This window comes from Zunongwangia sp. HGR-M22, assembly GCF_027594425.1.
Taxonomy (GTDB): Bacteria; Bacteroidota; Bacteroidia; order Flavobacteriales; family Flavobacteriaceae; genus Zunongwangia.
This window is the reverse complement of the sequence record NZ_CP115159.1, coordinates 508720-535535: the sequence shown is the minus strand read 5'-3', so window position 1 is coordinate 535535 and position 26816 is coordinate 508720. Positions and strand designations below refer to the sequence as shown.

Annotated in this window: 18 protein-coding genes; 4 read left to right on the top strand and 14 right to left on the bottom strand. The window is 35.5% G+C overall.

The window, feature by feature from the left end; genetic code table 11:
* Positions 1–2: 2 nt before the first annotated feature.
* The 6 genes from PBT91_RS02260 to PBT91_RS02235 all read right to left on the bottom strand — a co-directional run bounded on the left by PBT91_RS02260 (position 3) and on the right by PBT91_RS02235 (position 10646).
* A complete protein-coding gene (locus PBT91_RS02260; protein WP_270060191.1) occupies positions 3–209 on the bottom strand; it encodes a hypothetical protein in 207 nt (68 codons plus the stop codon).
* Positions 210–323: 114 nt separating this feature from the next.
* Positions 324–557: a RagB/SusD family nutrient uptake outer membrane protein gene (locus PBT91_RS02255; protein ID WP_270060190.1), complete on the bottom strand. Its 234-nt coding sequence runs from the start codon at positions 555–557 to the stop codon at positions 324–326.
* A gap of 668 nt (positions 558–1225) precedes the next feature.
* Positions 1226–2632 (bottom strand): RagB/SusD family nutrient uptake outer membrane protein, encoded by a 1407-nt coding sequence (locus PBT91_RS02250; RefSeq protein WP_270060189.1) that lies wholly within the window; start codon positions 2630–2632, stop codon positions 1226–1228.
* 11 nt (positions 2633–2643) lie between these two features.
* Entirely contained in the window at positions 2644–5664 is a 3021-nt protein-coding gene (locus tag PBT91_RS02245) for a SusC/RagA family TonB-linked outer membrane protein (RefSeq protein WP_270060188.1), read from the bottom strand.
* Between the two features lie 205 nt (positions 5665–5869).
* Positions 5870–7492 (bottom strand): RagB/SusD family nutrient uptake outer membrane protein, encoded by a 1623-nt coding sequence (locus PBT91_RS02240; RefSeq protein ID WP_270060187.1) that lies wholly within the window; start codon positions 7490–7492, stop codon positions 5870–5872.
* 22 nt (positions 7493–7514) lie between these two features.
* Positions 7515–10646 (bottom strand): SusC/RagA family TonB-linked outer membrane protein, encoded by a 3132-nt coding sequence (locus PBT91_RS02235; RefSeq protein ID WP_270060186.1) that lies wholly within the window; start codon positions 10644–10646, stop codon positions 7515–7517.
* A gap of 383 nt (positions 10647–11029) precedes the next feature.
* Here PBT91_RS02235 and PBT91_RS02230 point away from each other — a divergent pair, with 383 nt between their 5' ends.
* Positions 11030–11632, top strand: coding sequence for a ribonuclease HII (locus tag PBT91_RS02230; RefSeq protein ID WP_270060185.1), 603 nt, complete (start codon positions 11030–11032; stop codon positions 11630–11632).
* Here the strand turns inward: PBT91_RS02230 and lipB are convergent.
* Both lipB and PBT91_RS02220 read right to left on the bottom strand, forming a co-directional pair.
* Complete coding sequence (gene lipB / locus PBT91_RS02225; protein WP_270060184.1) at positions 11622–12341, bottom strand: lipoyl(octanoyl) transferase LipB; 720 nt, start codon at positions 12339–12341, stop codon at positions 11622–11624. The two genes, PBT91_RS02230 and lipB, sit on opposite strands and share 11 nt — an antisense overlap.
* Positions 12338–12496 carry a YqaE/Pmp3 family membrane protein gene (locus PBT91_RS02220; RefSeq protein ID WP_270060183.1) on the bottom strand — a complete coding sequence of 53 codons (159 nt, stop codon included), beginning with the start codon at positions 12494–12496 and terminating at the stop codon, positions 12338–12340. Before PBT91_RS02220 ends, lipB begins: the two co-directional genes overlap by 4 nt.
* A 152-nt stretch (positions 12497–12648) precedes the next feature.
* On the opposite strand from PBT91_RS02220, the gene lysS reads away from it, so the two are divergent.
* From lysS to PBT91_RS02205, 3 genes are all read left to right on the top strand, one after another.
* Positions 12649–14340 (top strand): lysine--tRNA ligase, encoded by a 1692-nt coding sequence (gene lysS, locus PBT91_RS02215; protein ID WP_270060182.1) that lies wholly within the window; start codon positions 12649–12651, stop codon positions 14338–14340.
* A 202-nt stretch (positions 14341–14542) separates the two neighbouring features.
* Positions 14543–17032, top strand: coding sequence for a zinc-dependent metalloprotease (locus PBT91_RS02210; RefSeq protein WP_270060181.1), 2490 nt, complete (start codon positions 14543–14545; stop codon positions 17030–17032).
* Between the two features lie 253 nt (positions 17033–17285).
* The gene (locus PBT91_RS02205; protein WP_270060180.1) at positions 17286–17750 is read left to right on the top strand and encodes a hypothetical protein; all 465 of its coding nucleotides are present in this window, start codon (positions 17286–17288) and stop codon (positions 17748–17750) included.
* A 69-nt stretch (positions 17751–17819) separates the two neighbouring features.
* Here the strand turns inward: PBT91_RS02205 and PBT91_RS02200 are convergent, their stop codons facing one another.
* The 6 genes from PBT91_RS02200 to PBT91_RS02175 all read right to left on the bottom strand — a co-directional run bounded on the left by PBT91_RS02200 (position 17820) and on the right by PBT91_RS02175 (position 26575).
* The gene (locus PBT91_RS02200) at positions 17820–19043 is read right to left on the bottom strand and encodes a permease (RefSeq protein WP_270060179.1); all 1224 of its coding nucleotides are present in this window, start codon (positions 19041–19043) and stop codon (positions 17820–17822) included.
* Between the two features lie 36 nt (positions 19044–19079).
* Positions 19080–21812: a heavy metal translocating P-type ATPase gene (locus tag PBT91_RS02195; RefSeq protein WP_270060178.1), complete on the bottom strand. Its 2733-nt coding sequence runs from the start codon at positions 21810–21812 to the stop codon at positions 19080–19082.
* Between the two features lie 137 nt (positions 21813–21949).
* Positions 21950–22513, bottom strand: a complete 564-nt coding sequence (locus tag PBT91_RS02190; protein WP_270060177.1) for a helix-turn-helix domain-containing protein — start codon at positions 22511–22513, stop codon at positions 21950–21952.
* Between the two features lie 231 nt (positions 22514–22744).
* Positions 22745–23287 (bottom strand): DUF3347 domain-containing protein, encoded by a 543-nt coding sequence (locus tag PBT91_RS02185; RefSeq protein ID WP_270060176.1) that lies wholly within the window; start codon positions 23285–23287, stop codon positions 22745–22747.
* A 92-nt stretch (positions 23288–23379) separates the two neighbouring features.
* The gene (locus PBT91_RS02180; protein ID WP_270060175.1) at positions 23380–25104 is read right to left on the bottom strand and encodes an efflux RND transporter periplasmic adaptor subunit; all 1725 of its coding nucleotides are present in this window, start codon (positions 25102–25104) and stop codon (positions 23380–23382) included.
* 235 nt (positions 25105–25339) lie between these two features.
* Positions 25340–26575, bottom strand: a complete 1236-nt coding sequence (locus tag PBT91_RS02175) for a TolC family protein (protein WP_333474216.1) — start codon at positions 26573–26575, stop codon at positions 25340–25342.
* Positions 26576–26816: the final 241 nt, after the last annotated feature.

Below are 26816 nucleotides of genomic sequence, written 5' to 3'. Positions count from 1 at the left end.
CTCTAATCTGTTTCTGTTGAAACATCATTATATTTTGCTATATATGTTGAGCTAATATCATCTGCATTTGCAATAAGATTAATTCTACTATCACCATCTACAAAAGTATCTAATAGATTAGAAGAAGGAACTACTTCTCTTCTACCCCCAAGACAGGATGGATAAAAGTAGAATGCTAAACCATTTTGATCGTCAATGCTGTAATTCACTCTAAAGATAGCTTCTGAATTGGAACCATTAGAAAATACAGATGAATAATCACCTACTAAAGAATATTCTCCTATAACACTCTACAAAATTGTAGTTGCATTTTCATAATCTTCTTAGTTCATATAAACTTTTGCCAACAATACATTTAAAGCATCATTAGAAAAATGATAAACATCACTATCTGCTATATTACCCTGATTGTCTAGCAAATCAGCTAAATTATAATCGTAAACTTCTTGTTCTGAAGATCTTAAAACATTAGCAGCAGAAGCTCCATTATTTGAAACCAAATCGTTTTCCTGTGGCAAAGGAACGTCACCAAACATTCTTACTAAGTCAAAATACATTAGTGCTCTTACGCCTTTAGCTTCTGCAATTATTGCATTTTTATCGGACTCTTTTATATCATTTACAGATTACAACAACCTCATCGAATTGGCTTAAAGCCACTGATGAAGTTATATTTTTTCGCTTTTACATGTAACTGTTATTTGTCTCGTTTCAAAACCAACATAACTAAATGTTAAATACTACGCTCTCCAACTGTAATCCCATAATTACCATCAAAAAATTAGTTTAAACTCCATTGGAAGTCCCTTTCTCAATTATGTTAACACCCGCAGAGTAAGTCCATCTACAACGGTAGCAGTAATCGTTTTTTCTTGTGCAAAGAACTAATTCCACAACCAGCATCATAAAAATTGTCAGCAATCTAAAGAATGTTTTTTTAATATTAAGTAATTTGAATTAGCCTGAGTCAGAAATCCCCCCCTATTTATATAAAAAAGAGTAAATCCTATTAAAATTCTTATCATGTTAAAAAAGATCTTTTCACTAAGATATTTTTTATGAAATCGGCGACACAACCCTATATTATTTTAGGAATTCCTAAAATTAGATCAAAGTAATCAGCTTAGTACACAATAATTTTAATTCTATTTCCCGTATTTAAAAATTAGCCATAAAAAAAGCCCAAATTCTTCGAATTTGGGCTTTAGCTTAGTTAGCTAAAAAGTTAACTTGAATATCCTGGGTTTTGTTCCATTTTCGAGTTTATATCCAATTCTCTTTGAGGAATCGGAAAAGCTAATTCATAAGAATTCCCATAAATCAGAATTCTATTCTCAGCATTCTCTACTTCGTTCTCCACCTGCTCTGGCGTACCATCTGGTGACCATACTGGGATATTTTGCTTTGTTCGCAACATATCAAAAAAACGTTGTCCTTCAAAGAAGAGTTCCTTCTTTCTTTCTACTAGGACATCATCAATTGTAATATCTGTGTATGCTGAAATACCTCTATTCGTAGCAATTTGATTTATCAATTCAAGTGCTTTACTACTATCGTTATTTAATCTTAAAACTGCTTCAGCATTAGTTAACAAAATTTCTTCATAGCGTAAAATTTTGATACTATTATCACCTCTAATTGAAGGATATTTTAGTTCAACATGATCACCGCTAAAAAGTTCTAATCGTACATCATTTTCATCAAAATTGCTTTCTAAATTTTCTAATGGGTGAATATCTCCATAACCGGCATCAGAATACATATATGCAATTGATGTAGTTCCTAAACGTGCCTGATTACCAATGGCAAGTTCAAATAAAGAATTGGCATTGGATAAATCTTGAGAAAAAGTATTTATATATTGATCGGCGTTAGCCACAGCATATACACCAGATTCTATGATATCTAAAGTATAGTTATATGCTTTTTGCATTGCATTGCTAGTTCCTCGATATAAAAAATATCTAGATGCTAAACCTTTTGCGGAATATTTATTTATTAAATCCTTGGTTCCAGGATTATTAATTCCACTTTCATCTAACATCGATATTCCCTTTTCGAAATCTGACTCTATCTGTTTATAAGTTTCGTTTAAACTAGCACGAGCTGGTTTTAAAACAGGATCGTAGTCTAATAAAATAGGTATTCCTAAGTCTCCGCCAGTATGTTCTTGCCCATATAGCTTTACGAGATCGAAAAATACTAAGGCTCTAAAAACATAAGCTTGACCTTTGGTATTTTTAATCTCATCCTCTTGACCTACACTTGTATAGTCTGAATTAATAATGGTATTAAGCTCTCCAATTATTTTATACATTTGGGTGAAAGTATCAGTGGCATATGCATCTGTACTAATCATATTATAATATGATGGACCTCTAAATCTTCCTGATCCCCCATCGTTATAAGCGATATCTCCTCTCACTGCACCATAAATTATCATATCTCTACCATAGTATGTTACATCTGTAGCATCGATAAAAGCTCCATATAATAATGCGTTTAAATCTTTTACAGAAGTAACTTCCTGTGGTGTGGTTGAGAACTGCTTATTTTCTAAAAAATCATCGCCACATGATGCCATTGATACTACTAAGCATAGCATCATTATTTTTAAAAATTGTCTTTTCATAGTAATATTTTTTAAAATGATAATTTTACTCCCATAGTATAACTTTTAAGGGCTGGTAGATCCAGGTTTATTATCCCACTTGATCTGGTTTCAGGATCCCAATCTAAATCATCATCGAATTTGTGTGTATAGATATTAGTACCTCTAACATATACCATAAATGAATTAAACAAATCGTTATTTAGAACCCTTGCTAAATCATAGCCAATTTGTAGGTTGCTTAACCTAATAAAATCACCATCATATAAATAACGCGTAGAAGTAGCATTATTCTGGTTGTTTGTATTATACACAGTTCTTGGATTTTTTGCTATATCACCTGGTTCTTGCCATCTATCTAAGTTACTGGCATAACCAGGATAATTTAGATCATAAACTCCTCCACTCTGTAAATAAGTAGCCCAGCTATCATAAACTTTGTAATCTAGTGCAAAAGTGAATAAACTTTGAAGGCTAATACCTTTATAGCTAAAAGAGTTATTAAAACCACCTGTATAATTAGGCAACGAATTTCCCTGAACAGCTCGTTCAGCCTTATTATAATCGCTGGTGGTTTCTCCTCCTTTACCGTTTACATACCAAAGGGGGTTACCATTAGCAGGATCTACACCTGCCCATTTTCTGATGAAATAAGTATTGATACTTTCTCCTTCACGAAGTATTTTAGTTCCGGTAATCACATCATTTTCTACTAGATCTAACAACTCGTTTTGCACATAAGATAAGTTTAATCGGGTATTCCACTTAAAATCATTATCAAAAACCTGTGCACCGATACTCGCTTCAAAACCACGATTTTCTAAAGAGCCTGCGTTTGTAAACTGGCTAACTTCAGTTGTACCATCTTCAAGCTCGATATTCGCACCACTAGTTAATGAAAGTGGAATTGCATATAATAAATCTTCAGTTTTTTTGACGAAATAATCAAAAGTACCAGTTATTCTATTATTCAAAAATCCGAAATCTACTCCCACATTGAATGGCTTATTTTTCTCCCAAGTTAAATCTGGGTTTGCAACACCACCTACGTACAATGGTATACGACCATTATATTGGCCTCCAAAATTGAAATAAGCTAAACTTGAAGTTGAACCAATAGATGCGTTTCCTACTTCACCATAACTAGTGCGTATTTTTAGCTGACTTAAAGAAGAATTTCTCAAAAATTCTTCTTTAGCAATATCCCATGCTAAACTTACAGAGTAAAAATCTCCCCATTTATTGTTTTTAGCAAAATTAGAGTTCCCTTCTCTTCTGTAAGAAGCATCAAAGAAATATTTACTATCGTAATCGTAAGTAAGATTAATTAAATATGCTGCATTTGTATATTGTTGTCTCTCACCTAAGGCTTCTAAGTTATTAGAACCTACAGACACTGTAGAAAAACCTTCTTTACCAAAACCTTCTGATGCAGCAGAAACATCACGATATTGATTTTTTTGTGCTTCCTGAACTAAAAGAATGTTGAAGTTATGATTTTCCTCTAATGTAAAATCATAAGATAGTGTATTCTGAAATACATAATTAAAAACACGCGTATCATAAGCATAAGCCCTTCCATTAACAGAGAATCCATCTCCATGTCTAGGGTTTTGATATTCATCTTCTTCTATTACCGTATTATCCAAAGATAAACGAGAAGTATAGGTTAAATGATCTGTAATTTCATAAGAAAAATCCGTTATACTCTGTAATTTTAAAGTCTTAGCCTTTGAAAAATTATTTTCCAACAACATAGGAACATTAAAAAGATTATTCGATAAACGCGGATTATCAGGATTATCTCCAATGTAAAAAGATCCATTCTCATTATAAATAGGATCAGAAGGTCGGGCAAAATATTTCGCCAACATCGGGTTTGAGAATCCACCACCATTAGCCAAAGTTTTCATATTTGAAAAACTAGCACTAATGTTTTGACCAATTGTGATCTTATCGCTTAACTCATAATCGATTTTCACCCTTCCTGAAGTCCTATTAAAAAATGAATTTTTAATAATACTTTCCTGATCAAAATAACCTATAGACGTGTAATATTTTAACCTATCGGTTCCTCCGGTAACAGAGAAGTTAGCTTGCTGTTGCATTGCTGAACCTCTTTCTACTGCGTTTGCCCAATCGCTATTTATATTATTAGGATTCAATTCTTCTTGCACATAATTATCGTATGCACCTCCCATAGAATTTACCAAGCCTTCATTAACTATTTCAGCCCATTGTGATGAATTAAGTGTTGATGGACCATCTACTGCTTTTTCATTAAATCCAGTTTCTAGACTCAAATTAAATTTAGGGGCTCCGGACTTTCCTTGTTTCGTAGTTATAAGTATTGCTCCATTTGCCGCTCTAGCTCCATATAAAGCGGTAGCCGATGCATCTTTTAAAATAGAAATAGATTCTATATCATTATTATTTATATTGGAAAGCACGTCTGCACTGGTACTATTTCGGGTATAATCACCTGAAATAACCGGCACTCCATCTATAACATACAAAGGACTGGTACCTGCATTTAAAGAACTTATACCCCTAATTTGCACTGAGGACTTTGCTCCTGGTTGACCGTTTCCCCCAGCAACAACGACACCCGTAGAATTTCCCTTTAGCATGTCGTTTACCGATGCTATTGGACGATCTTCAATTGCTTTAGCAGTAACTACAGATGCGGCACTGGTTTCTTTAACTGTTTTCTTTCTACCATAACCGGTTACAACTACCTCTTCTAGTGCGGCCGCGTCTACTTCCATGGTCACATCTATTGTAGATTTAATTCCAACTTTAATGTTTTGAGTTGCAAAACCAACATAACTAAAAGTTAATGTTGCATTTTCTGAAACCTTAATGCTGTAATTACCATCAAAATCGGTTTGAACACCATTACTGGTTCCTTCCTCAATTACATTTACACCAGGCAATGGTAAACCATCTTCATCTACTACTGTCCCGGTGATGGATATCTCTTGCGCAATAGATAATTGTACCACTAACACCATAAGCAGTGTTAGCATTCTACTCAAATTTTTCTTCATCATTATTTAATTTCAAAATGAATTAACAAAATTGTTAATTTTTCATAACGAAGCAATGAAAAATAAGCTAAAGTTCTTAACACAAAAGCAATGAAAACGTTTGATATTCTTAACCAGTATTAAATTTAACAAAATGCAAAAGCATCTCTATAAATTAAAAAAGGTTGCTTTTTTAGAGCAACCCTTTAAATCTATCATTTAATCCAAATTAATTTTGATCACTGGAAGTGATATAAGGATTAGCATCTATTTCGGCTTGTGGAATTTTCCAAATCCAATCATCATTCTGCGATGGTCGTTCTTGGAAATAGCCATTTTGATAAAGCACTTTAGCTGCGCCTGAATTGCTATAATCTAAAGGCTCATCCCAGCGAATGTGATCATGGAAACTAAATCCTTCTCCCCATAATTCTATCTTTCTTTGGAATTGCACTTCTGCCATAAGTTCGTCCTGACTATTAAAAACCGAAGCATCGTAATCAGAATCTCTAGATTCTCCAAACTCTTGCAACAGTTGCTGAGCTTGGCTCGTTTGATCCATCATAGCCAACGCCTCGATCTCAATCAAATACATTTCAGAAGCCCTCATATAAATTACATCATCTGGATCTGTTGTACCAGGATTTTTTTGTAAGAATTTCACTGTCATATATGGATGAGTATTGTGCGCGCTAGTCATTCCATATTTTGCTATAATTTCGTCTTTTGCATTTTGAAATTCCTCTTCAGAATCATAATTTGGATCAGACTCATAGCTTCCTCCTTGTCCGTTTGAAGCAGAAGGATTTGTATTAGGTGCTAAGGGCAACCAAGCTTCCTTTCTAAAATCAGTTTCAGGAATCATATCATATAATCCACTATTTATGATCTTTGGATTACTCCTATTTTGACTACCATTAAATGTTGGAGAAATATAATAGAAATAAGATTGATAATAATTAGTTTCACTGTCAATAACTCTTCCTCCCCATATAACTTCAGATAGATCAACAGTATTAAAGCCAGACAACCATTGTGACTCATTTAATAATGGATATCCGTCCCTAGCCAACGCAGCAGATTCAGCAGCTGTTTGCCAATCTCCTTTCGACAATGCAATTCTTGCTTTAATTCCGTATGCCGCATTTAAAGAGATATGAGATTTATTTGCAGGGTTGCTTGCATTTTCAAGATAATTAATCGCTGCGTCGATATCCTGTTCCATTTGAGCATAAACTTCTTCAACTGTTGCACGTGGTGCACTTTCATACGGAGCCTCAGTAGAAAAAACAATAGGTACACCAAGGTCTGTAGATGGATTACCAATTGTATAACCTTTAGCAAAGGTAGTAACAAGCTTATGATAAGCCCATGCTCTATAAGCATAAGCTTGGCCTAAAACATTATTTAGCTTAGGAGTTTCGGCAAAATTACCTGCAGAAACTTTATTAATTATAGAATTAGAACTAGCTATGAAATGATAGCGCTGATACCAAAAATTATAAACCGTTGTATAAGTTGCATTAGTATGCGTTAACCATTGCAGGTCTGATGTCATCCAGCCATTTCCTGGAGAAGAGTGTATAATACTCCCTCCCATCGCATCCAAAGCAGGTATAAAATGACTTTCTCCGCTTCGGCTTGATTCTGCTCCAGGCAATTGAGCCTGAGAGTACACCTGTCTATGTAAGCCATTTAAAATTAGCATCATATTGTCTGTACTCGACAGCGCATCTTCTGCAGATATTGCATCTGTAGGAGAGTTTTGTAAAAAATCATCAGAACAGCTAACACTACTTAAAGCAATTAGCAATAGATATAAAGAAAAACGAGATTTATTAAATATATTCATTATTGTATCTTTTATAGTTTTCTTAAAAGGAAATATTTACACCAGCAGAAAGAACTCTACTTGGATTATAATCATTTCCGCTTGGAGTTCCTGATAAATTATATTGTGGATTAAGACCTTTGCGCTCAGATATCAAAAATAGATTCTCTGCAGATACAAACAAGCGCAGGTTTCTCATACCTATGGTATCAATAAATCCACTATTGAAATTATAAGATAAATTCACATTTCTTAATGAAATGAATGAAGCATCAGTTAACCATCTAGATGACAAAGTCGGGGCCAGATTGGTGTTCCCATTTTCTAGCCTAGGCACATCTGTTTGATCTCCAGGATTTCTCCAAGCATTTAAAGCATCTGGATGCAGTGATTCTCCATAAGCACCTTCATGCATCATATTTGCATAACCATAATCTAATATTTCACCACCTATTTGGTAAGTAAACAAGAAACTCAAATCAAATCCTTTATAACTAAATTGATTTCTAATCGAACCAATTAAATCTGGTATAGCTTCAGCACCAACATAAGTTCTATTAGCTTCAGTATAATCTGTTGAAGTAACATGTTCTCCTTCCTCGTTGATTACCGCAACATACTCACCCGTTTCAGCATCTTCTTCGTAAGAGTAATAAAGTGCATCTCCATTTTCTGGATCTACACCTGCATAATCATACAAAAAGAAATCATATCTGGATCTACCTTCCGTCCATCTCTTAGATCCTGTAACAAAAGGATCTGGTAAAGCAGTTATTTCATTTTTATAAGTAGAAAATTGTAACCCTAAATTCCATTTAAAGTTATCATTATCAACTAAGATACCATCCAGACCTAATTCAAATCCTTCATTATACATATCACCAATATTATCTGGACCTTCATTTAAGCCCATAGATATTGGCAGAGGAACATTGTATAGAAGATCTGAAGAATTTCTTCTATAATATTCTAAAGAGCCACTCAATCTGTAATCAAATAGACCAAACTCTACTGCAACATCATAACTTTCTATAGTTTCCCAAGTTAATGCACTATTTCCTAAATCGGACCAGAAAATCCCAGGATCACCTGCATTCGGCAATAATGAATATCTTGGTTGCGAAATGTAATAATCATCCAGATCATCGTTACCAACTTCGCCATATGATGCTCTAAGTTTTAGATTATTAACAAAACTCACATTAGACATAAAATCTTCTTGATCGATTCTCCATGCACCACCAATAGAATAGAAATTTCCCCATCTAACATCTTTGTCAAATACAGAAGAACCGTCTCTTCGAATTGACGCACTTAAATAATATCTTTCATTAAAATTATAGTTGAGTCTAGAAAAATAACCTTCTAAAGTCTTATCGGAAGTATATCCACTTAATGATGCAATCGTAGAGAAATTATCAAATTCATAAATACCCTCAGCTGTCTGAGTGTTTTTAAAACCATATGTTTCTGAGTACGTTCTATCAAAACTTTCATGACCTAACGTTAAATCAAAACTATGATCTCCAAAAGATTTATTATAATTCAAAATTTGGTTGAAGTTCTCTACTGTTCTTCTAAATCTAGTTTCACTATATCTACCAGCAGGCGCACCATCTCCAACTAAATTATTGTTATATTCTTTATTAATATAGTCGTTCACATCTTGACCATATAAGATATCCAACTTTAATCCATCAATAACCTTAAAGCCTGCGTTTAAACGAACCCCATAGTTATTGGTTTCGGTTTTCTCATTATTCAACAAAACCTCTTCAATGGCATGCCTCCCTACATTTGTAGGTCTAGATTGAATACCATAATCAGGATAACCTTCTCCTCTATCAAATTGTAATTCTCCAGCTGAATCCCGAATGTAATCACCGGTCTCAGGATCTACTATATAAGTAGGATATATCGATCCCATATTTTTCGCAAAACCGAATGGATTTGCAATCGAAGACCCTCTGGAAGAAGGTCCATTTGATTCTGAAAGTGCCATATTAACATTTCCGCCTAATGTTAACCAGTCTGTAGGAGTAAAATTTCCTTTAAGTCTAGCAGTAGTTCTCTCAAAATCACTAGTCACAACATATCCTTCTTCTTTAAGGTTGGAAACAGAAAAAAATACATTGTGATTTTCGCCACCAGCAGAAACATCAACAGAATTGTAAATTCTTTCTCCTGTTCTTTCTAAAGGATCATACCAATCTAAGCCTTTAGCAATAACTTCTGCCTCTGGATTAATTTGGCCATTTTCCAGAACAATTTGATCATTTGGCACATTAAAAGGATTATATCCTAAACGGTTAAATATGGTCGCTGAAGCTTCAGCCGCAGGATTTTCCACATCTAATGAGTTTTTATAACCTTGCCACATAAGTTCATAATACTCTCCTGGATTCACCTGATCATAAAGAGGTATAGCTCTATTAATAACACCAATTTGAGAATCAATATTTACACGTAGTCCCTGATTGCCTTTACCACTTTTAGTTGTTATTAAAACTACACCATTAGCGGCTCTAGAACCGTAAAGTGAGGTAGAGGCGGCATCTTTAAGAACAGTCATTGATTTAATATCATTTTGATTTAGGGCGTTTAACTCTCCTTCGAACTGAACACCATCCACAATTATCAAAGGATCAGTTTCGCCATTTAGTGTCCCTACCCCTCTTATGACGATACCAGGAGAAGAACCGGGTTGACCAGATGCTGATAAAAACTGAACCCCTGTAGCATTACCTTCTATTGCTGATAGTGGAGAAGTAAGAGACCTCTGATCCAATTGCTCAGCTTGTATTGTACTTGCCGAACCGGTAAAAGACTCTTTAGTAGCTGTACCATAAGCAACCACAAGAACTTCATCCAAGGCAGCAGAATCGGTATTCAACGTTAAATTGTATATATCGTCTGTTCCCACAACAATTTTCTTGGTTGTAAAACCAACATAACTAAAAATTAAAGTAACACCTTCCTCTACTCTAATTTTGTACTCACCATCAAAATCTGTCTGGGTTCCATTTGAAGTACCTTCCTCAATTACGTTTACCCCAGGCAATGGAAGACCGCTCTCATCAATAATTTTTCCAGCAACGGTTTTTTGTTGCGCAAATAAAAGCTGCCCCCCTAACACCATTATTAGTGTTAAAAAAACATGTAATTTTTTACTCATTTTTGTTAAATTTGAATTAGCAAGCCGCAAAAATGATAAGAATTTCGAGCTTAACAAAATTCAATAAAATAATCAAATCACTTTGAAGTAAAACGTTTAAGCATAAATAAAAACTTTCATTAGTAAAAAATAGTTCAAATTGCCTCTAAATGCGAATATCTCAAACAACCTACAAATATTTAATGGTTCTTTAAGAAAAACGAAAATGTAACTTTAACATAAAAATTAAATAAAATAATTTCGACAGTACTTTTTGAGACTGTAATTACCTAATGCACAAAATTTGAGATTCCAAGTATAAAAAAGAAAAACATATAAAATATCCGGAATAAATGATATGACTTTGGATCCAGTTAAATAATTTCAAAAAAAAATTGCTAATAATGCTCCTGAAAAGACACCTAAAAAATTACGAATATGAATGCGGTACAGATGAAGCAGGTAGAGGTTGCATAGCAGGTCCTGTAACAGCAGCTGCTGTAATCCTACCAGAATCTTTCAAAAATGAGATCTTGAGAGATTCTAAAAAACTATCATTAAAAAACCGTTTTTCGCTGAGAAAAATAGTAGAAAATGAAAGTAGTACCTATGGAGTTTCACATATATTTATGGAAACCATAGATGAAATTAATATTTTGAATGCTTCTATATTGGCTATGCATAAATCTATTGAGCAGTTAAAAATGCTACCAGAGCATATTATTGTAGATGGTAATAGATTTAAACCCTTCAAGAATATACCTTATGAATGTATTATTAAGGGTGATGATAAATATTTGAGCATTGCGGCAGCATCAATTCTAGCGAAAACGCATCGGGATGAATATATGGAGAAAATCCATGAAGAGTTCCCTATGTACAACTGGAAAAAAAATAAAGGATATCCTACAAAAGAGCATCGAGAAGCTATTAGAGAATTTGGAATCACTAAATATCACCGCAAAAGTTTTAAACTTTTGCCTGAGCAATTAGAGCTTAAATTTTAAAAAACTCTGCCTCAAACAACTCCTGAAAATGCCTTAAAAACTTTTGCTTCACTTCTTCCATATCGACCTGATTTTTACCCAATTCGACATTAAGAGATGTTACTGCTTTTTCTTTAATTCCGCAGGGAACAATATTATCAAAATAACCTAGATCAGCGTTAACGTTTAATGCCAACCCATGCATGGTAACCCAGCGGCTTGCACGAACGCCCATTGCACAAATTTTTCTGGCAAATGGTGTACCCACATCTAACCAAACTCCTGTTTCCCCTTGGCTTCGTTCTGCTTTTATTCCGTAGTCCTTTAAAGTAAGAATAACAGCTTCTTCTAAAAACCTCAAATATTTATGAATATCAGTAAAAAAATTATCGAGGTCTAGAATAGGATAGATCACCATTTGGCCGGGGCCATGATAGGTTATATCTCCTCCCCGATTGATTTTATAAAAAGTAGCACCTTTTTCTTTTAGTTGCTCTTCGTTAATAAGAAGATTAGAAATTTTTCCGCTTTTCCCCAACGTATATACATGAGGATGCTCTACAGAAAGCAGGTAATTAGGCGTTTCTAACTGCATATCTTCCCTCCTGTTCTTTACCTTTATATCCAGAATTTCTTTAAAAAGTTGTTCTTGGTAGTCCCAGGTATCTTTGTAATCTTTAAATCCTAATTCTTTTAATTCAATCTTCTTGTTTTGAGGTATCGTCATCATTTATTAGGATTATTTAAAATTATAAGTGCGGCGATCACTCCGGGTATCCATCCTAATAGCGTTAAAAGAAATACTATAATAATAGAACCACAACCCTTATCAAATACCGCTAGAGGCGGAAAAAATATTGACAAAATAACACGCCAAATACTCATAATTTCGATTTTATCTAAAACAAAAACAAAGATATAATTTCTGCTTCAGATTCATAGCTAATCTTAAATAGATCATTGGTTGGTACTCTGATTGTCATTATATTTGCAGCTGCTTCTTAAAAGGGGAAGCCATTAAATTTTAAAATTACACCATGCAGCTATCTGAACAGGAAATTGTAAGAAGAGAAAAACTGGCTACATTAAGGGAGAAAGGGATTAATCCTTATCCAGCCGATTTATTTCCATTAGATCACACATCTGCCGATATTAAGGCAAATTTCGAAGAAGGTAAAAAAGTTGTAATCGCGGGTAGATTAATGTCCCGAAGAATCCAGGGAAAAGCATCTTTCGCAGAATTACAGGATTCTAAAGGTAAGATTCAGGTTTACTTTAATCGCGACGAAATTTGTACCGGTGAAGATAAGAGCTTATACAACGATGTATACAAAAAGCTGCTGGATATAGGTGATTTTATAGGTATTGAAGGCGAATTATTTAAAACTCAAGTAGGCGAAATGACCGTGATGGTAAAAGACTTTAGCCTGCTTAGCAAATCGATTCGACCTTTACCATTGCCAAAAACCGATAAAGAAGGAAATACATACGATGGCTTTACAGATCCTGAGCATCGCTATCGCCAGCGTTATGCAGATCTTGCAGTGAATCCAAAAGTAAAAGAGATATTCGTAAAACGTACTAAACTTTTTAGTGCAATGCGTAATTTCTTTAACGAATCTGGATATTTCGAGGTTGAAACTCCAATTCTTCAGTCGATTCCTGGTGGTGCTGCAGCTCGTCCTTTCATTACTCATCATAATGCACTAGACATTCCGCTATATTTAAGAATCGCCAACGAACTTTATCTTAAGCGCTTAATTGTTGGTGGTTTTGATGGCGTTTACGAATTTTCTAAAAACTTCAGAAATGAAGGAATGGATAGAACCCACAATCCGGAATTTACTGCAATGGAAATCTATGTAGCTTATAAAGACTACAATTGGATGATGGATTTCACCGAAAAACTTTTGGAACATTGCGCGATTGCTGTTAATGGAACTACGGAAGCTACCTTCGGAAAACATAAAGTTGATTTTAAAGCACCATACAAGCGTGTAACCATGACTGATGCTATTATTGAATTTACAGGATTTGATATTACCGGTAAATCTGAAGCAGAATTATTCGAAGCTGCGAAAGAAATGGGTATCGAGGTAGACGAAACCATGGGCAAAGGAAAACTTATCGACGAGATTTTTGGCGAAAAATGTGAAGGAAATTACATCCAACCAACCTTTATTACCGATTATCCAAAAGAAATGAGTCCGCTTTGTAAGGAACATAGAGAGAATCCAGAACTAACCGAGCGTTTCGAGCTTATGGTTTGTGGTAAAGAAATCGCTAATGCGTATTCAGAGCTTAACGATCCTATCGATCAGCGTGAGCGTTTCGAAGAACAATTACGCTTAGCAGAAAAAGGTGATGATGAAGCTACCGAATTTATCGATCAGGATTTCTTACGTGCTTTAGAATATGGTATGCCTCCAACATCTGGATTAGGAATTGGGATGGATCGTTTGATTATGTTTTTAACCAATAATCAATCTATTCAGGAAGTATTATTTTTCCCACAAATGAAGCCGGAGAAAAAACAGGTTGAACTTACTGAAGAAGAAAAAGCAGTTTACCAATTACTGAAAGATGACGAAAACCATAATATGGATCTTATCAAAGAGAAATCTGGTTTGAGTAATAAAAAATGGGACAAAGCATTAAAATCGCTTAGAAAACATAAAATGATTAATGTTTTTAAAGAAAATGAAGAAATGAAAATAAGCGTTGTATAAGGCTTCCTTTAATTTTAAAAAAACTTGAAAGGCTACATTAATTTGCAGCCTTTTTTTTGATTAGAAAAAAACACTAATTCCATTTTCCTTAACTTCGTTTTAAACCTTTTTAAGAAAAATGAGTCCTAAAAAGGAAGTTGAATAATTCAGTATAGCACATTCAAATAGTTTATTCAGCTTTAATAAAATTCAAACCTAATTTATGACTAACAAATTACCGATTAGAATTTGTGCTGTCGGTCTTTCTTTTTTAATGGCCTCTTGTGCTGTTTTTCAGAAAAACAAGAAAGATCAGTCTGCAAATGCACAAAAAGAAGAATCAAAAGACGGATTAAAACCTTACGCAAAAGTTATCACTAAAGATGCAAAATCAGATAAAGGTCTTTTTACCGTACACAAAGTAAAAAACAAGTATTACTACGAGATTCCAGATAGCCTTTTCAATAGAGAAATGCTTACTGTAACAAGAATCGCCAAAACAGCTTCTGGTATTGGATTTGGTGGTGGTAAACAAAACACTCAGGTTCACCGCTGGCAAAAGAAAGGTGATCAGGTTTTACTAAGAGTAGTCTCTCATGACATCTACGCAGCAGATTCACTTCCTGTTCATGAAGCGGTGGTAAATTCTAATTTCGAGCCGATTTTAAGTTCTTTTGATGTTGAAACTATTGGTAAAGATTCTATAAACAAATCTACCATTATCGAAGTTACCGATCTTTACAAAAAAGATGTTCAGGCTTTAGGTTTAGGCGAAAGATACCGTAAACAATACAAAGTTTCAAGATTAGACGATAGCCGTTCTTTTATAGATACCATAAGAAGTTATCCTGAAAATATCGAAGTTCGACATATTAAAACATACAACGCGGGTAATCCTCCATCCAATTCAACTACCGGATCTATCTCTTTGGAATTCAGCAACTCGATGATTCTTCTACCAAAAGAGCCAATGGAGCGTCGTTATTTTGATGAGCGCGTAGGATGGTTTACTACAAGCCAGACCGATTATGGTTTAGACGCTCAAAAAAGTAAAACCGTCGAATATCTTGACCGTTGGAGACTAGAGGTTAAGGAGGAAGACATGGAGAAATTTAAAAACGGTGAGCTGGTTGAACCTAAAAAGCAAATCGTTTATTATATCGATCGTGCAACGCCAAAAAAATGGGTTCCTTACATTAAGCAAGGTATCGAGGATTGGCAAGTAGCTTTTGAAGAAGCCGGTTTCAAAAATGCAATTATCGCTAAAGAAGCACCTACGGCAGAAGAAGATCCAAATTGGAGCCCAGAGGATGTTCGGTATTCAACCGTTCGTTATTTAGCTTCACCAATTCCTAACGCGAATGGACCTCACGTAAGTGATCCACGTTCAGGAGAAATTTTGGAGTCAGATATCAACTGGTACCATAACGTAATGACCTTACTTAGAAACTGGTATTTTGTACAAACGGCTGCAATTAATGAGGAAGCACGCGGCGTAGCATTTAAAGATGAGATTATGGGACGCTTAATTCGTTTCGTTTCTTCTCACGAAGTTGGTCACACTTTAGGTCTTCCACACAATATGGGTAGTAGCCCGGCTTATGCAGTTGAAGATTTACGTGATCCAGAATTCACCGCAAAATACGGAACTGCACCATCGATTATGGATTATGCACGTTTCAATTATGTAGCTCAGCCAGGTGATGGTGATGTTGCTTTAATGCCAAATATTGGTCCTTACGATAAGTACGCGATTATGTGGGGTTATAAACCCATTCCAGAAAAAGAAGGTAAAGAAGAAAAACCTGTTTTAGACGAATGGATTTTAGAACATGCAGGTGATCCTTTATATCGCTTCGGAAGTCAGCAAAGTGGCGGAGTAATAGATCCTTCTTCTCAAACAGAAGATCTTGGTGACGATGCGATGCTAGCTAGTGAATACGGTATCAAAAACCTGAAGCGTATTGTTCCTAAATTAATAGAATGGACTGCTGAAGATGGCAAAGATTACGAAGATTTAGATGAGCTTTATGGGCAGGTTCTTAGCCAGCTTAATCGCTACATGGGTCACGTAGCTGCTAATATTGGTGGTGTCTACGAAGTGTATAAAACCTACGATCAAGAAGGTGCTGTTTATACGCATGTTACCAAAGAAAAGCAGGAAAGAGCAATGGATTTCTTACAAGAACAATTGTTCGAAACTCCTAATTGGTTAATCGATCAGGACATTTTTAATAAAATTGAATTCGACGGAAATATCGAAAGGATTAGAGGTATGCAAAGCAGTACACTTTCTAATGTTTTAGACTTCGGAAGAATGCAACGTTTACTAGAAAACCAAGAAATAAACGGGAAAGAAGCATATACGCTTCTGGAAATGATGGACGATTTACGTAAAGGAATCTGGAGCGAACTAAATACTGGTCAAAAAATTGACAGATACCGCAGAAATCTTCAAAGAGCGTATATCGATCGCATGGCTTATTTAATGACAGAAGATCAAAAAGCGATCCCTAGCGAATACCGCCGATGGATTAGTAGAACTAATGTAAATGTAGCGCAAAGTGATATTCGCCCAATTGTAAGAGGTGAATTACAAACGCTACAAAGACAAATAAGAAACTCGATGTACCGTTCAGGAGATACGTTAACAAGATATCATCTTCAGGATGCATCAGAAAGAATAGATCAAATCCTTAATCCTAACGACTAGTCTAGCGATAGACTATATTTGATTTATTAGTTTTTTAAGACCTGTCTCCCCCACAAGGCAGGTTTTTTAATTTTTAAATCTTTAATTATCCAACTTCAAAAATTAGCCCACCCAAAATCTTCAATTTATATATCGATTTTTAATAGTTTTAAGACACTTTCTGTTTAAATTAAAAATAAAAAACCCAATACATTATTAAACCTTTATCTTTTTTAAGAGTCCTATTATAGCATTCAGTTTAAAACGCTTCAATATGAAAAGATTATGTTTTATTATGATGATGCTAGTGGCAGTATCTTCATTTGCTCAGCAAAAAGAAGATCGTAGAAAGCCAATAAAAGAACGTGCAGGAATGAATATGACTGCTGAAGAAAAAGCTATTCTGAAATCAAAAAGATTAACATTAGACTTAGATCTAACCGAACACCAACAAAAAGAATTTCAGAAATTATATACAGAACGAGCCAAAGACAGAGCCAAAATGCGTGAAGAAATGAAAGATGCTGCGGAAGATGGTAAGCTAAAAGAAGAAGCTTTCGAAAGAATGAATACTCGTTTAGATAAAGAAATAGCATTTCAACAAGCTATGCTGGAAATTTTGAGTAAAGAGCAATATGAGCTTTGGAAAACAACAAAAAGAATAGAACAGCACAAAAAAAGAATGGCTTTTAAAGATCATCACAGAGATTTTAGAGATAAACACAAAAACCCCAAATAAATTTCAATTTTATAATTGTTCAATTGCAAAAAAGAGAGGCCTAACAGCTTCTCTTTTTATTTTTTATAATTACTGAAAAAAATACTTCACAATAATTCCTCCTGCCAACCAGGCGTAACAAACAAAAGCAATATACTTTAGGGTTTTCTCCATTAATTTACTTTTTGGCGCCATTTCTTTCATTCGCATTACATCGGTTCTTTTAAAGAAACCTAAGTAGATCAAATATCCTGAAATAAACAAAAAAGTAATATTCAGAAAAAAGGTATAATCTATTTTGAAAAATGTTTGATCCTGTACCTGCACACTCGAAGGATCCGGGATTAAATCCAAACTTAAAAATCCATAATGCAACAAGAGCGATGCGCCAACCAGAGAAATAAAAAGTAGCATTAAAATGAAAAACGACATTTTCCAACCATAATATTTGGCATTGATTCTAAGTACCGGGAAAACCACTAGGTCGCTAAAGATAAAAGCGATTACTCCGGCAAAACTTACGCCTTTACCAAACAATAATGCAGCCAGTGGAATATTCCCCATCGAACCAATAAAGGTGATAAAAGCCACTAAAGGCCCAACAATAATATGTTCTAAGATCGTTAAAAATGAGAAATCTGTATTTCCTTGCCCACTATTGATAAACAGCGTTTCAAAAAACGAATCTGGAATAAAAGCAGCTACGATCCCGGCAATGGTAAAACCAAGTGTAACATCTTTCCAAACCATTTTCCATTCCATACCGTATTGCTGAGACACTTTCGCCCAGCTTTTTTCGGTTTTAATTCTTTTCTTCCAAGACTTCTGGTCATCATTATCGTCTTCTTCATCAGTTTGAAGTCTTTCTCTTGCTTTCTTAATTAGTCCTTTGGGATGAAATAATCTAATGAGCAACCAACTGATCAAGATCAGTAAAATTCCGCCTACATATTCTCCTACCACAAATTGCCAACCTAAAAATATTGAGATGATAATTCCTAATTCGATCACCAAATTAGTCGAAGCCAATAAAAAAGCGATACTCGAAACAAAACTTGCTCCTTTTTTAAACAAACTCTTGGTAGATGCCAAAGCAGCAAAACTACAGGAGCTACTTATAAATCCAAAAAAAGTTCCCAATAACACTCCTTTAGATTCATTTTCACCCATAGTTTTTTGCATTCGTTTTTCGGTGACAAAAACCTGAATACAACTACTAATTACATACCCCAAAGCAAAAGCCCACAATGCCATCCAGAAAAATCCCAGACTGGTATTGGCAGCTTCTCCCCATTTGCTTAAAAAATCGTTCATAAATCTTTAGTTTGGTTAGTTAGTTTCGATAACATCTTAGGATAGTGTTGCGGCTCGTAATCGCAACGCATTGCCGATCACAGAAACCGAGCTAAAACTCATTGCCAAAGCAGCGATCATTGGCGACAATAAAATTCCGAAGAATGGATATAGAATTCCGGCTGCAATTGGAACACCAATACTATTATAGATCAAAGCAAAAAATAGATTTTGCTTAATATTCGACATTACTTTATCACTCAGTTTTCGCGCTTTTAGCACCGCTTTTAAATCGCCTTTTACTAGTGTTATCTCTGCACTTTCTATCGCTACATCAGTTCCGGTTCCCATAGCAATCCCGATATCGGCTTTAGCCAATGCCGGCGCATCGTTAATTCCGTCTCCGGCTGCAGCCACTTTTCGCCCTTGTTGCTGCAGTTTTTCTACCTCGCTCATTTTATCCTGCGGCAACATTCCGGCTTTAAACGCAATTCCCATTTCATCGGCTACCGCCTTTGCCGTACGTTCGTTATCGCCGGTAAGCATAATTACCTCAACGCCGTCTTCTTTTAATTTTGTAAGTGCTTCTTTACTGGTTTTCTTCAAAGGATCTGAAATCACTACAAATCCTTCAACCTTACCAGCTACGCTTAAATAAGAAACGGTTTTTCCCTGTTGCTGAAATTGTTCAATTTCGCAATCAATTTTTTCTGAAGAATTGATTCCTTTTTCATCCAAAAGCGCCTTATTCCCCAGTGCTAATTTTTTCTGCTGAAGTTCACCAATCACACCTTTCCCCGTAACCGAATCAAAATTTGAAGCTTCCTCTATCTTAACACCTTTCTCTTTCGCATATTTTATCGTTGCAGTGGCCAGCGGATGTTCACTATGCGAATTTAAAGCAGCGATAAATCCTGCAATCTCAGCTTCAGTAAAATCACCAACACTCACCATTTTTTCTACGGAAGGTTTTCCTTCCGTGATCGTTCCGGTTTTATCAATAATCAAAGTATCGATCTCATTCATCTGCTCTAAAGCCTGCGCATTTTTGATGAGCACACCATTCTGGGCGCCTTTTCCTACTCCAACCATAACCGACATTGGTGTGGCTAAACCTAAAGCACAAGGACAGGCAATAATGAGCACCGCGATGGCATTTACAAAAGCGTAAACGTAAGACGGCGACGGACCAACAATTGCCCAGATCGCAAAAGTGATCACCGAAATAAGTACCACAATCGGTACAAAATATCCTGAAATTTTATCGGCTAAACGTTGAATTGGCGCTTGCGACCTACTGGCATCATTTACCATTTGGATAATTTGGGAAAGCAAAGTTTCATCGCCTACTTGCTCGGCCATCATGGTAAAAGAAGAATTCCCGTTTATAGTTCCTGAAGTTACTTTATCGTCAGCCGATTTTTCTAACGGAATCGGCTCACCGGTAATCATACTTTCATCGATCGACGATTTTCCGTTTTTAATAATCCCATCAACCGGGATTTTCTCTCCGGGTTTTACTTTTAAAAGATCACCTTCTTCAATATCATCTATAGCAACTACCTCTTCTTTTCCGTTTACCACCCGAGTGGCGTTATTGGGCGCTAACTTCAGTAATTCTTTGATAGCGGAATTGGTACGATCGTGTGCTCGGGCCTCTAACATTTGGCCTAACATCACTAATGTTAAAATAACCGTAGCGGCTTCAAAATAAACATGCACTGTACCTGCTTCTGTTTTAAATTGATTAGGAAATAAATCGGGAAACAATAAGCCTAGTACACTAAAAATCCAGGCTATTCCAGAACCAATACCTACCAGCGTAAACATATTCAAATTCCAGTTTACGATAGATTTCCAGGCACGCTCAAAAAACATCCACGTAAAATAAAACACTACCGGAATGGATAATACTAGCTGCACCCAATTCCAATACTGCAAATCCATAATTTGATATAGCGGATTATTACTTAACATATCCGACATAGCAATTAGGAAAATAGGCAAGGTAAAAGCCACCGAAAACCAGAATTTTTTATGCAATTTTAGATAGGTTGAATTTTGTGCTTCTGGCTCAGGATCTTTAGGCACTAAATCCATCCCACAAATTGGGCAATCTCCAGGCTCATTTTCTTCAACTTCGGGATGCATTGGGCAGGTATATGTAATTTTTGGCGCACTTAAACTTTGTTCTTGTACCAAATCCATTCCGCATACCGGGCAATCTCCCGGTTCATCATACATTTTATCGCCTTCGCAGTGCATAGGGCAATACCACTTCCCATCTCCTTTTGCTTTCGGTTTCTTTTTTTTATTCTTCTTTACCCTCTTTTTTTTTTGATCTAATGGATGAATTTGGTAGCCGCCTCTATCATTTTCTAAAGCTTGCTGGAATTGTTCAATTTCGATATGATGATGCATGCTGATTTTTGCTTCCGCTTTTTCAAGATTCACTTCAGCGTTTTCAACACCATCAACTTTATTCAAGGTTTCTTCTACGTGAGCGCGACAACCATTGCAAGACATGCCGCTTACATGATAGTGGTGCGTCATCAATTTTTCTTCAGAAGACTTTTCCGAAGGAATCGATATTTGATAATTTCCGCCGGCATTTTTTAAGGCTTGCTGAAATGTTGAAATTTCGATATGCTTTTTCATCAAAATTTCAGCAGTTTCTTGTTCAAGATCTACGTCAACTTTTTCTACTTCAGGAATATTTTGCAGTGCTTGGGTTACATGAGATTGGCAACCTTGGCAACTCATTCCGCTTACGTTATAGCTCTTTTTCATTATAGTGCTTTGAAAATTTATACAAATTTTCAGGTTTTTGTTTTAAATTAGCTTGTCTTAATTCAATTACAAAAATAAGGTAGCGTAAGCAGTCAGGCTTTTAATATTATGGTAAGTTATTTCAGTTTTAGGAATGCTTAAACAGCATCAAGGCCTTTTCGACCTTTTAGTTGCATTTTTTTATATTCTGAAGGTGTGATTCCGGTTTGTTTTTTAAAGGAAGTCGATAAATAAGCCGCTGTTGAAAAACCGAGCTGGTAAGCCACTTCAGCAATACTCAATTCATCGTACTCTAAAAGCTCTTTGGCTTTTTCGATTTTGAGTTTATTGAAATACGACTGGATGCTTTGTCCTTCTTCCGCAGTAAATAAATTAGTAATAAAACTATAATCGTGATGAAGCTCTGCACTTAAGATTTCTGATAATTTCTTTTGATCGGCATAATTAGAAATCTCGTCAATCAAAACCGATTTTATCTGATTAATGATACGTTCATTCTTAGATTGTAAAAGCTGAAAACCTACTTTTTCTAATTCCGAAGACAACGCATTTTGTTCCGCTGCAGAAAGTTCTCTTTCTAAAATCGCTTCCCCTAAATTCACTTCTTTATACGGAATATCGAGTTTAGACAAAATACCTTCTACCGTCGCGATGCAACGGCCACAGACTATATTTTTAATAGGAATCGCGTTTTCTGCCAAAACTTTAATTTTTAAAAGATCTCTCGCTCAAAGAATAGAGCGAGAGAATAGGGCTTATTATTAATATCTTCAATTTATATATTTATTGCTTTCGTCATTCCGGACTTGATCCAGAATCGTATACTTATTTATAAAAATTATCTTGATGAAACCCTAAATCAAGCCCGCCTGGCGGACGGGCAGGTTCAGGGTGACATTACTTATAATAATTAATTGCGGAAATTCCGCTTTTTACTGAATAGTTTTTTCTACTCTACCGCAATGCAACATTTTATCTCCAAAATACGGATTATTAATTTCTTCGGAAGCTGCAAACCACGATGCTCCTTTTCCATCGAAAGCCATTGGGCAAAATTGCTTATAAATTTCTCCTGAAGCAATAGCGTTTTCAAGCACCGGTTCCATCAAAACCGTTAATTCTGAAAATACTTTTCGTTGTGCTTCTATAGCTGTCTCTTCTGAAATTTTAGTCGCTAATTCAGCAATTTCAGCATTCTCGAAACCGGTCATTTTCTTGGCTGCTTTTTTCGCAGCATTTGCATCGGTAGCCACCAAAGCATCTTTTAATTGTAAATAAGCTACATATTCTGAAGCTACTTTTTCATCATCAAATTCAGCATTTTGGGCTATCGTTTTTGCATTATCATCCTGAGTCATTTCTACATCTTCCTGCGTAGCATCAGTAGTAGATTCTTTGTTTTCCTTACAGCTGGTAAAGCTCATAATTCCAGCTGAAAAAGCTATAGAAAATAGATTTCTAGGTATACGTTTCATAATTCTTTATTATTAAATTTAATTTCGAACATTATTTAGCGTCATTCCGGACTTGCCCCGGAACCTCATCATTATGAGAGCCTGAAAAAAGTTCAGGGTGACGTTATTCTATTATCCCTATTGGGTAAGCTTCTAATCGTTTCTCCACAACCTAACATTTTCGAGCCAAAATATGGATTTTTAATTTCCTTATTTTTACTAAGCCAGGTTGCTCCTTTATTGTTATTTGCCATCGGGCATCGCTGAATATAAAGTTCCTCTATTTCATCGAAATTCGATACTAGTTCTATCATATTTTGTGAAAGCGCTATAAACTCTTTTCGTTGCGTTGCGATATCTTCGGAAGCACTAATCGCTTTAAATGTATTCTGAATTATTTTAAAACGAGTTGCTACCATTTTATTCAGTGCTGCCGTATCGATAGTATTGATTTTTGCTGAAGCTTTTTTCGCAGCCTTCTTTGCTGAAGTAGCATCGCTAACTACCAGATCATCCTTTAATTCTAAATAATCTTCAATCACCGCTCGAAAAGCCAACTGAAAACTTTTCGGTAAATTCATTTCCCTTGCCATAGCTTCATTAGTCCTTTTATCATCTACCGCATTGCGGTTCATCATCGATTTTTTTCCTTGCAATTGCGCCGCAGCGTCTACGGTAAAAGTTCCGTTAGTAACCACCTCATCGCCTTTTTCCAAACCTTCTAAAATTTGATAAGAATCGCGAATTTCACTACCTAATTTCACTTCTTTCATTTCAAACTGAGGTGAATTAGCATCTGTTTTTAAATATACTACCGAGCGCTCTCCCGTCCACATCACCGCGGATTTGGGGATACTTATTTGCGAATTTTCTGTCGCTTCCAAATCAACCTCTGCTTCTACAAACATTCCCGGTTTTAATTTTCCGTTTCGATTAGCTAACACCACGCGGATTTCTGTAGTTCTGGCTGAATTATCTAAAACAGGATTTATAAAATCGATGGTTCCATTAAAACTTTCATCGGCAAAAGCATTAACCGAAATCTGAAGTTTTTGCCCTTCTTTTAAATTAGACAACTGCCCTTCATAAGCATCGAAAACCGCCCAAACTTTCGTGAGATTCGCCACTTTATACAAAGCCTGCCCGCGATTTACATAATCGCCTTGATTCACCATTTTTTCGGTCACTGTTCCCGAATTTGATGCAAAAACAGGAAAATTCTCTTTTACTTTTCCACTTTCTTCAATCGAATTGATTTGCGAATCACTCAGTTTCCAGTTCTTTAATTTATTACGCACTGCCTGATATAATTTAGGCTGAGATTCTTTTAATTTCAAAGCGGTTAACAATTCTTGCTGAGCAGAAATCAGCTCAGGTGAATAAATTGTGGCTAAAATTTGCCCTTTTTTAATTTCCTCTCCGGTAGTGTTGATAAAAAGTTGCTCTATTCGGCCTGAGAAATACGAAGATTGTACGGCGTTTAATTCTTCATTGGCCTCTAAAGTTCCTGAAAGTGTGATGGAATTATCAGTCTTTGAATTTCCAACTATGCTTGTTTGAATATTGGCCAGTTTCATGGCATTTTCCGTCATCGTAAAACCTGCAATAGTAACATCTGTTTGATTTGCCGGGATCAATTCCATACCGCAAATAGGGCAATCGCCGGGTTCTGGTTGCATAATCTGAGGATGCATAGAACATGTCCACATCGTATCTTCTGCAGCATCGTGTTCGGTATGCGTCTCTTTAGTTTTATGTTCACTTCCGCTAAAAATTAAATAGCCGATAAAAAGACCAATGATTAAAGCTAAACCTGTATATATAATTGTTTTTTTCATCTGTTGTTTTTTTTTCCTATCTCCATTTAGTATCGATAATCATCATACTTAATCCTAAATCTTATTTTCATTCAATCTAATGAGATGCTGAATCAAGTTCAGCATGACGATCCGACTTTTTCTTATGCGCAAAGCATTCACGAAATAACCTTTACGTCATCCCGGACTTGATCCGGGATCTCATTTCTATATTCTCTTCTCTAAAATCTCAATACTCAATTCTAACTACTCACTACTAATCAACCAAATACTCTACCATCGCCGTTTGCTGAAAATAATTACTTATCGATTCGACCAATTTCATTTGATAGTCTAATTGCATTTCTTGGATATCTAGCACATCCCGAAAATCTAAACGTTCACTTTCGTAACTGCGCATCAAAATATCCTCAGCATCTTTAGTTAATCCAATATTTTGAAATTGAATTTCTACAGAATATCGCGCTGAATTTCGCATTTCAAGCGCATTGGACAACTTGCTTTCCAATTCATTTAAACGCTGACTTTTATTTGCTGAAATTTGTTTTTTTCGTAACTCATTTTGGGCAGAAACCGAAGAGTATTTATTGTTGAAAATCGGTATCGAAAACGATACCATAGGCATCACAATATCTTTCCCGTTATCGGGAATTGCCATATCGGTGCGCGTTCCTACATTAATATAATCTACACCTAAACCGAATTGCGGAACCGATTCTTTTTGATTTACGGCTTCCGCAAAATCGACACTTTCCAAACTCTCATCGAATTTGGATAATTCCGGATGAACTTTTATTGCTGAAATTCTCATTTCTTCTGAAGGCAATTCCAGTGTATCTACAAGTGTTACTGAAGCATTGTTTTCTCTATTCAGCAATCGATTAAAAGCTACTTTTGCTGAAGTCAATTTATTTTCTAGACTCACCTGCTGATCTTTTAGCCTGTTTTGACGCATTTGCAACTGAAGCACATCCACCGCGCTGGCTTTTCCAACTTCTACACCGTTTAGCGCCAATTCTTCATAAATTTTCAGTAATTCAATATTCTCTTTTATCACTTTAATTTTCTCCTGAAATTCGTACAAATGAAAATAGGCTTTTGAAACCGATAATTTTAGCTTACGCAGAGCGATATCGACTTCAATATTATCTTCTTCAGCTAATGCGCCGGCGTAATCTTGCCTCGCTGAAATTGTACCAAACCACGGAAACATTTGCTTTACCGAAAATTTAGCTTGCTGCGGCCCAGTTCTGGTTTCCGGTTCACTTACAAAATATCCTGCGGCAAATTCGGTATTTGGCAAGGTATTTACGGCGTTAGCTTGCTCTTTTGAAATATCGTATTTCACCCGTAAAGCATCGATCATTGGGCTATTGTTCTGCGCTTCTAGAATATAGTTTTCTAGTTGCTGAGCATCCATTATAAAAGAAAATAGCATCACACAAAGCGATAGAATTTTATATTCCTTTTCTATTAATAATTTACAGTTCACGGTTTACATTTTTTAGTTTTTGAGCTCTTAGCTGAGAGCTTTCAGCAATCAGCTTTTTTAATCAATATTCAACTGATTTAACTTTATTTTCTTACTCAATCAAAATCTCTACAATCTTTCGTCATTCCGGACTTGATCCGGGATCTCATCCTCAGTTTTATGAGATGCTGAACCAAGTTCAGCATGACGTTTACATTTTGAATTCAACTTTTTTATAAATTCAACTTTTTACATTCAGAAT

Bases quoted from the DNA above. Each gene is read 5' to 3' on its own strand.
- PBT91_RS02210 (WP_270060181.1), top strand. From the start codon at position 14,543: ATGACTAACAAATTACCGATTAGAATTTGTGCTGTCGGTCTTTCTTTT.
- PBT91_RS02205 (WP_270060180.1), top strand. From the start codon at position 17,286: ATGAAAAGATTATGTTTTATTATGATGATGCTAGTGGCAGTATCTTCA.
- PBT91_RS02240 (WP_270060187.1), bottom strand. From the start codon at position 7,492: ATGAATATATTTAATAAATCTCGTTTTTCTTTATATCTATTGCTAATT.
- PBT91_RS02195 (WP_270060178.1), bottom strand. From the start codon at position 21,812: ATGAAAAAGAGCTATAACGTAAGCGGAATGAGTTGCCAAGGTTGCCAA.
- PBT91_RS02220 (WP_270060183.1), bottom strand. From the start codon at position 12,496: ATGAGTATTTGGCGTGTTATTTTGTCAATATTTTTTCCGCCTCTAGCG.
- PBT91_RS02200 (WP_270060179.1), bottom strand. From the start codon at position 19,043: ATGAACGATTTTTTAAGCAAATGGGGAGAAGCTGCCAATACCAGTCTG.
- PBT91_RS02235 (WP_270060186.1), bottom strand. From the start codon at position 10,646: ATGAGTAAAAAATTACATGTTTTTTTAACACTAATAATGGTGTTAGGG.
- PBT91_RS02185 (WP_270060176.1), bottom strand. From the start codon at position 23,287: ATGAAACGTATACCTAGAAATCTATTTTCTATAGCTTTTTCAGCTGGA.
- lysS (WP_270060182.1), top strand. From the start codon at position 12,649: ATGCAGCTATCTGAACAGGAAATTGTAAGAAGAGAAAAACTGGCTACA.
- PBT91_RS02255 (WP_270060190.1), bottom strand. From the start codon at position 557: ATGTATTTTGACTTAGTAAGAATGTTTGGTGACGTTCCTTTGCCACAG.
- PBT91_RS02230 (WP_270060185.1), top strand. From the start codon at position 11,030: ATGCTCCTGAAAAGACACCTAAAAAATTACGAATATGAATGCGGTACA.
- PBT91_RS02245 (WP_270060188.1), bottom strand. From the start codon at position 5,664: ATGATGAAGAAAAATTTGAGTAGAATGCTAACACTGCTTATGGTGTTA.
- PBT91_RS02180 (WP_270060175.1), bottom strand. From the start codon at position 25,104: ATGAAAAAAACAATTATATATACAGGTTTAGCTTTAATCATTGGTCTT.
- lipB (WP_270060184.1), bottom strand. From the start codon at position 12,341: ATGATGACGATACCTCAAAACAAGAAGATTGAATTAAAAGAATTAGGA.
- PBT91_RS02250 (WP_270060189.1), bottom strand. From the start codon at position 2,632: ATGAAAAGACAATTTTTAAAAATAATGATGCTATGCTTAGTAGTATCA.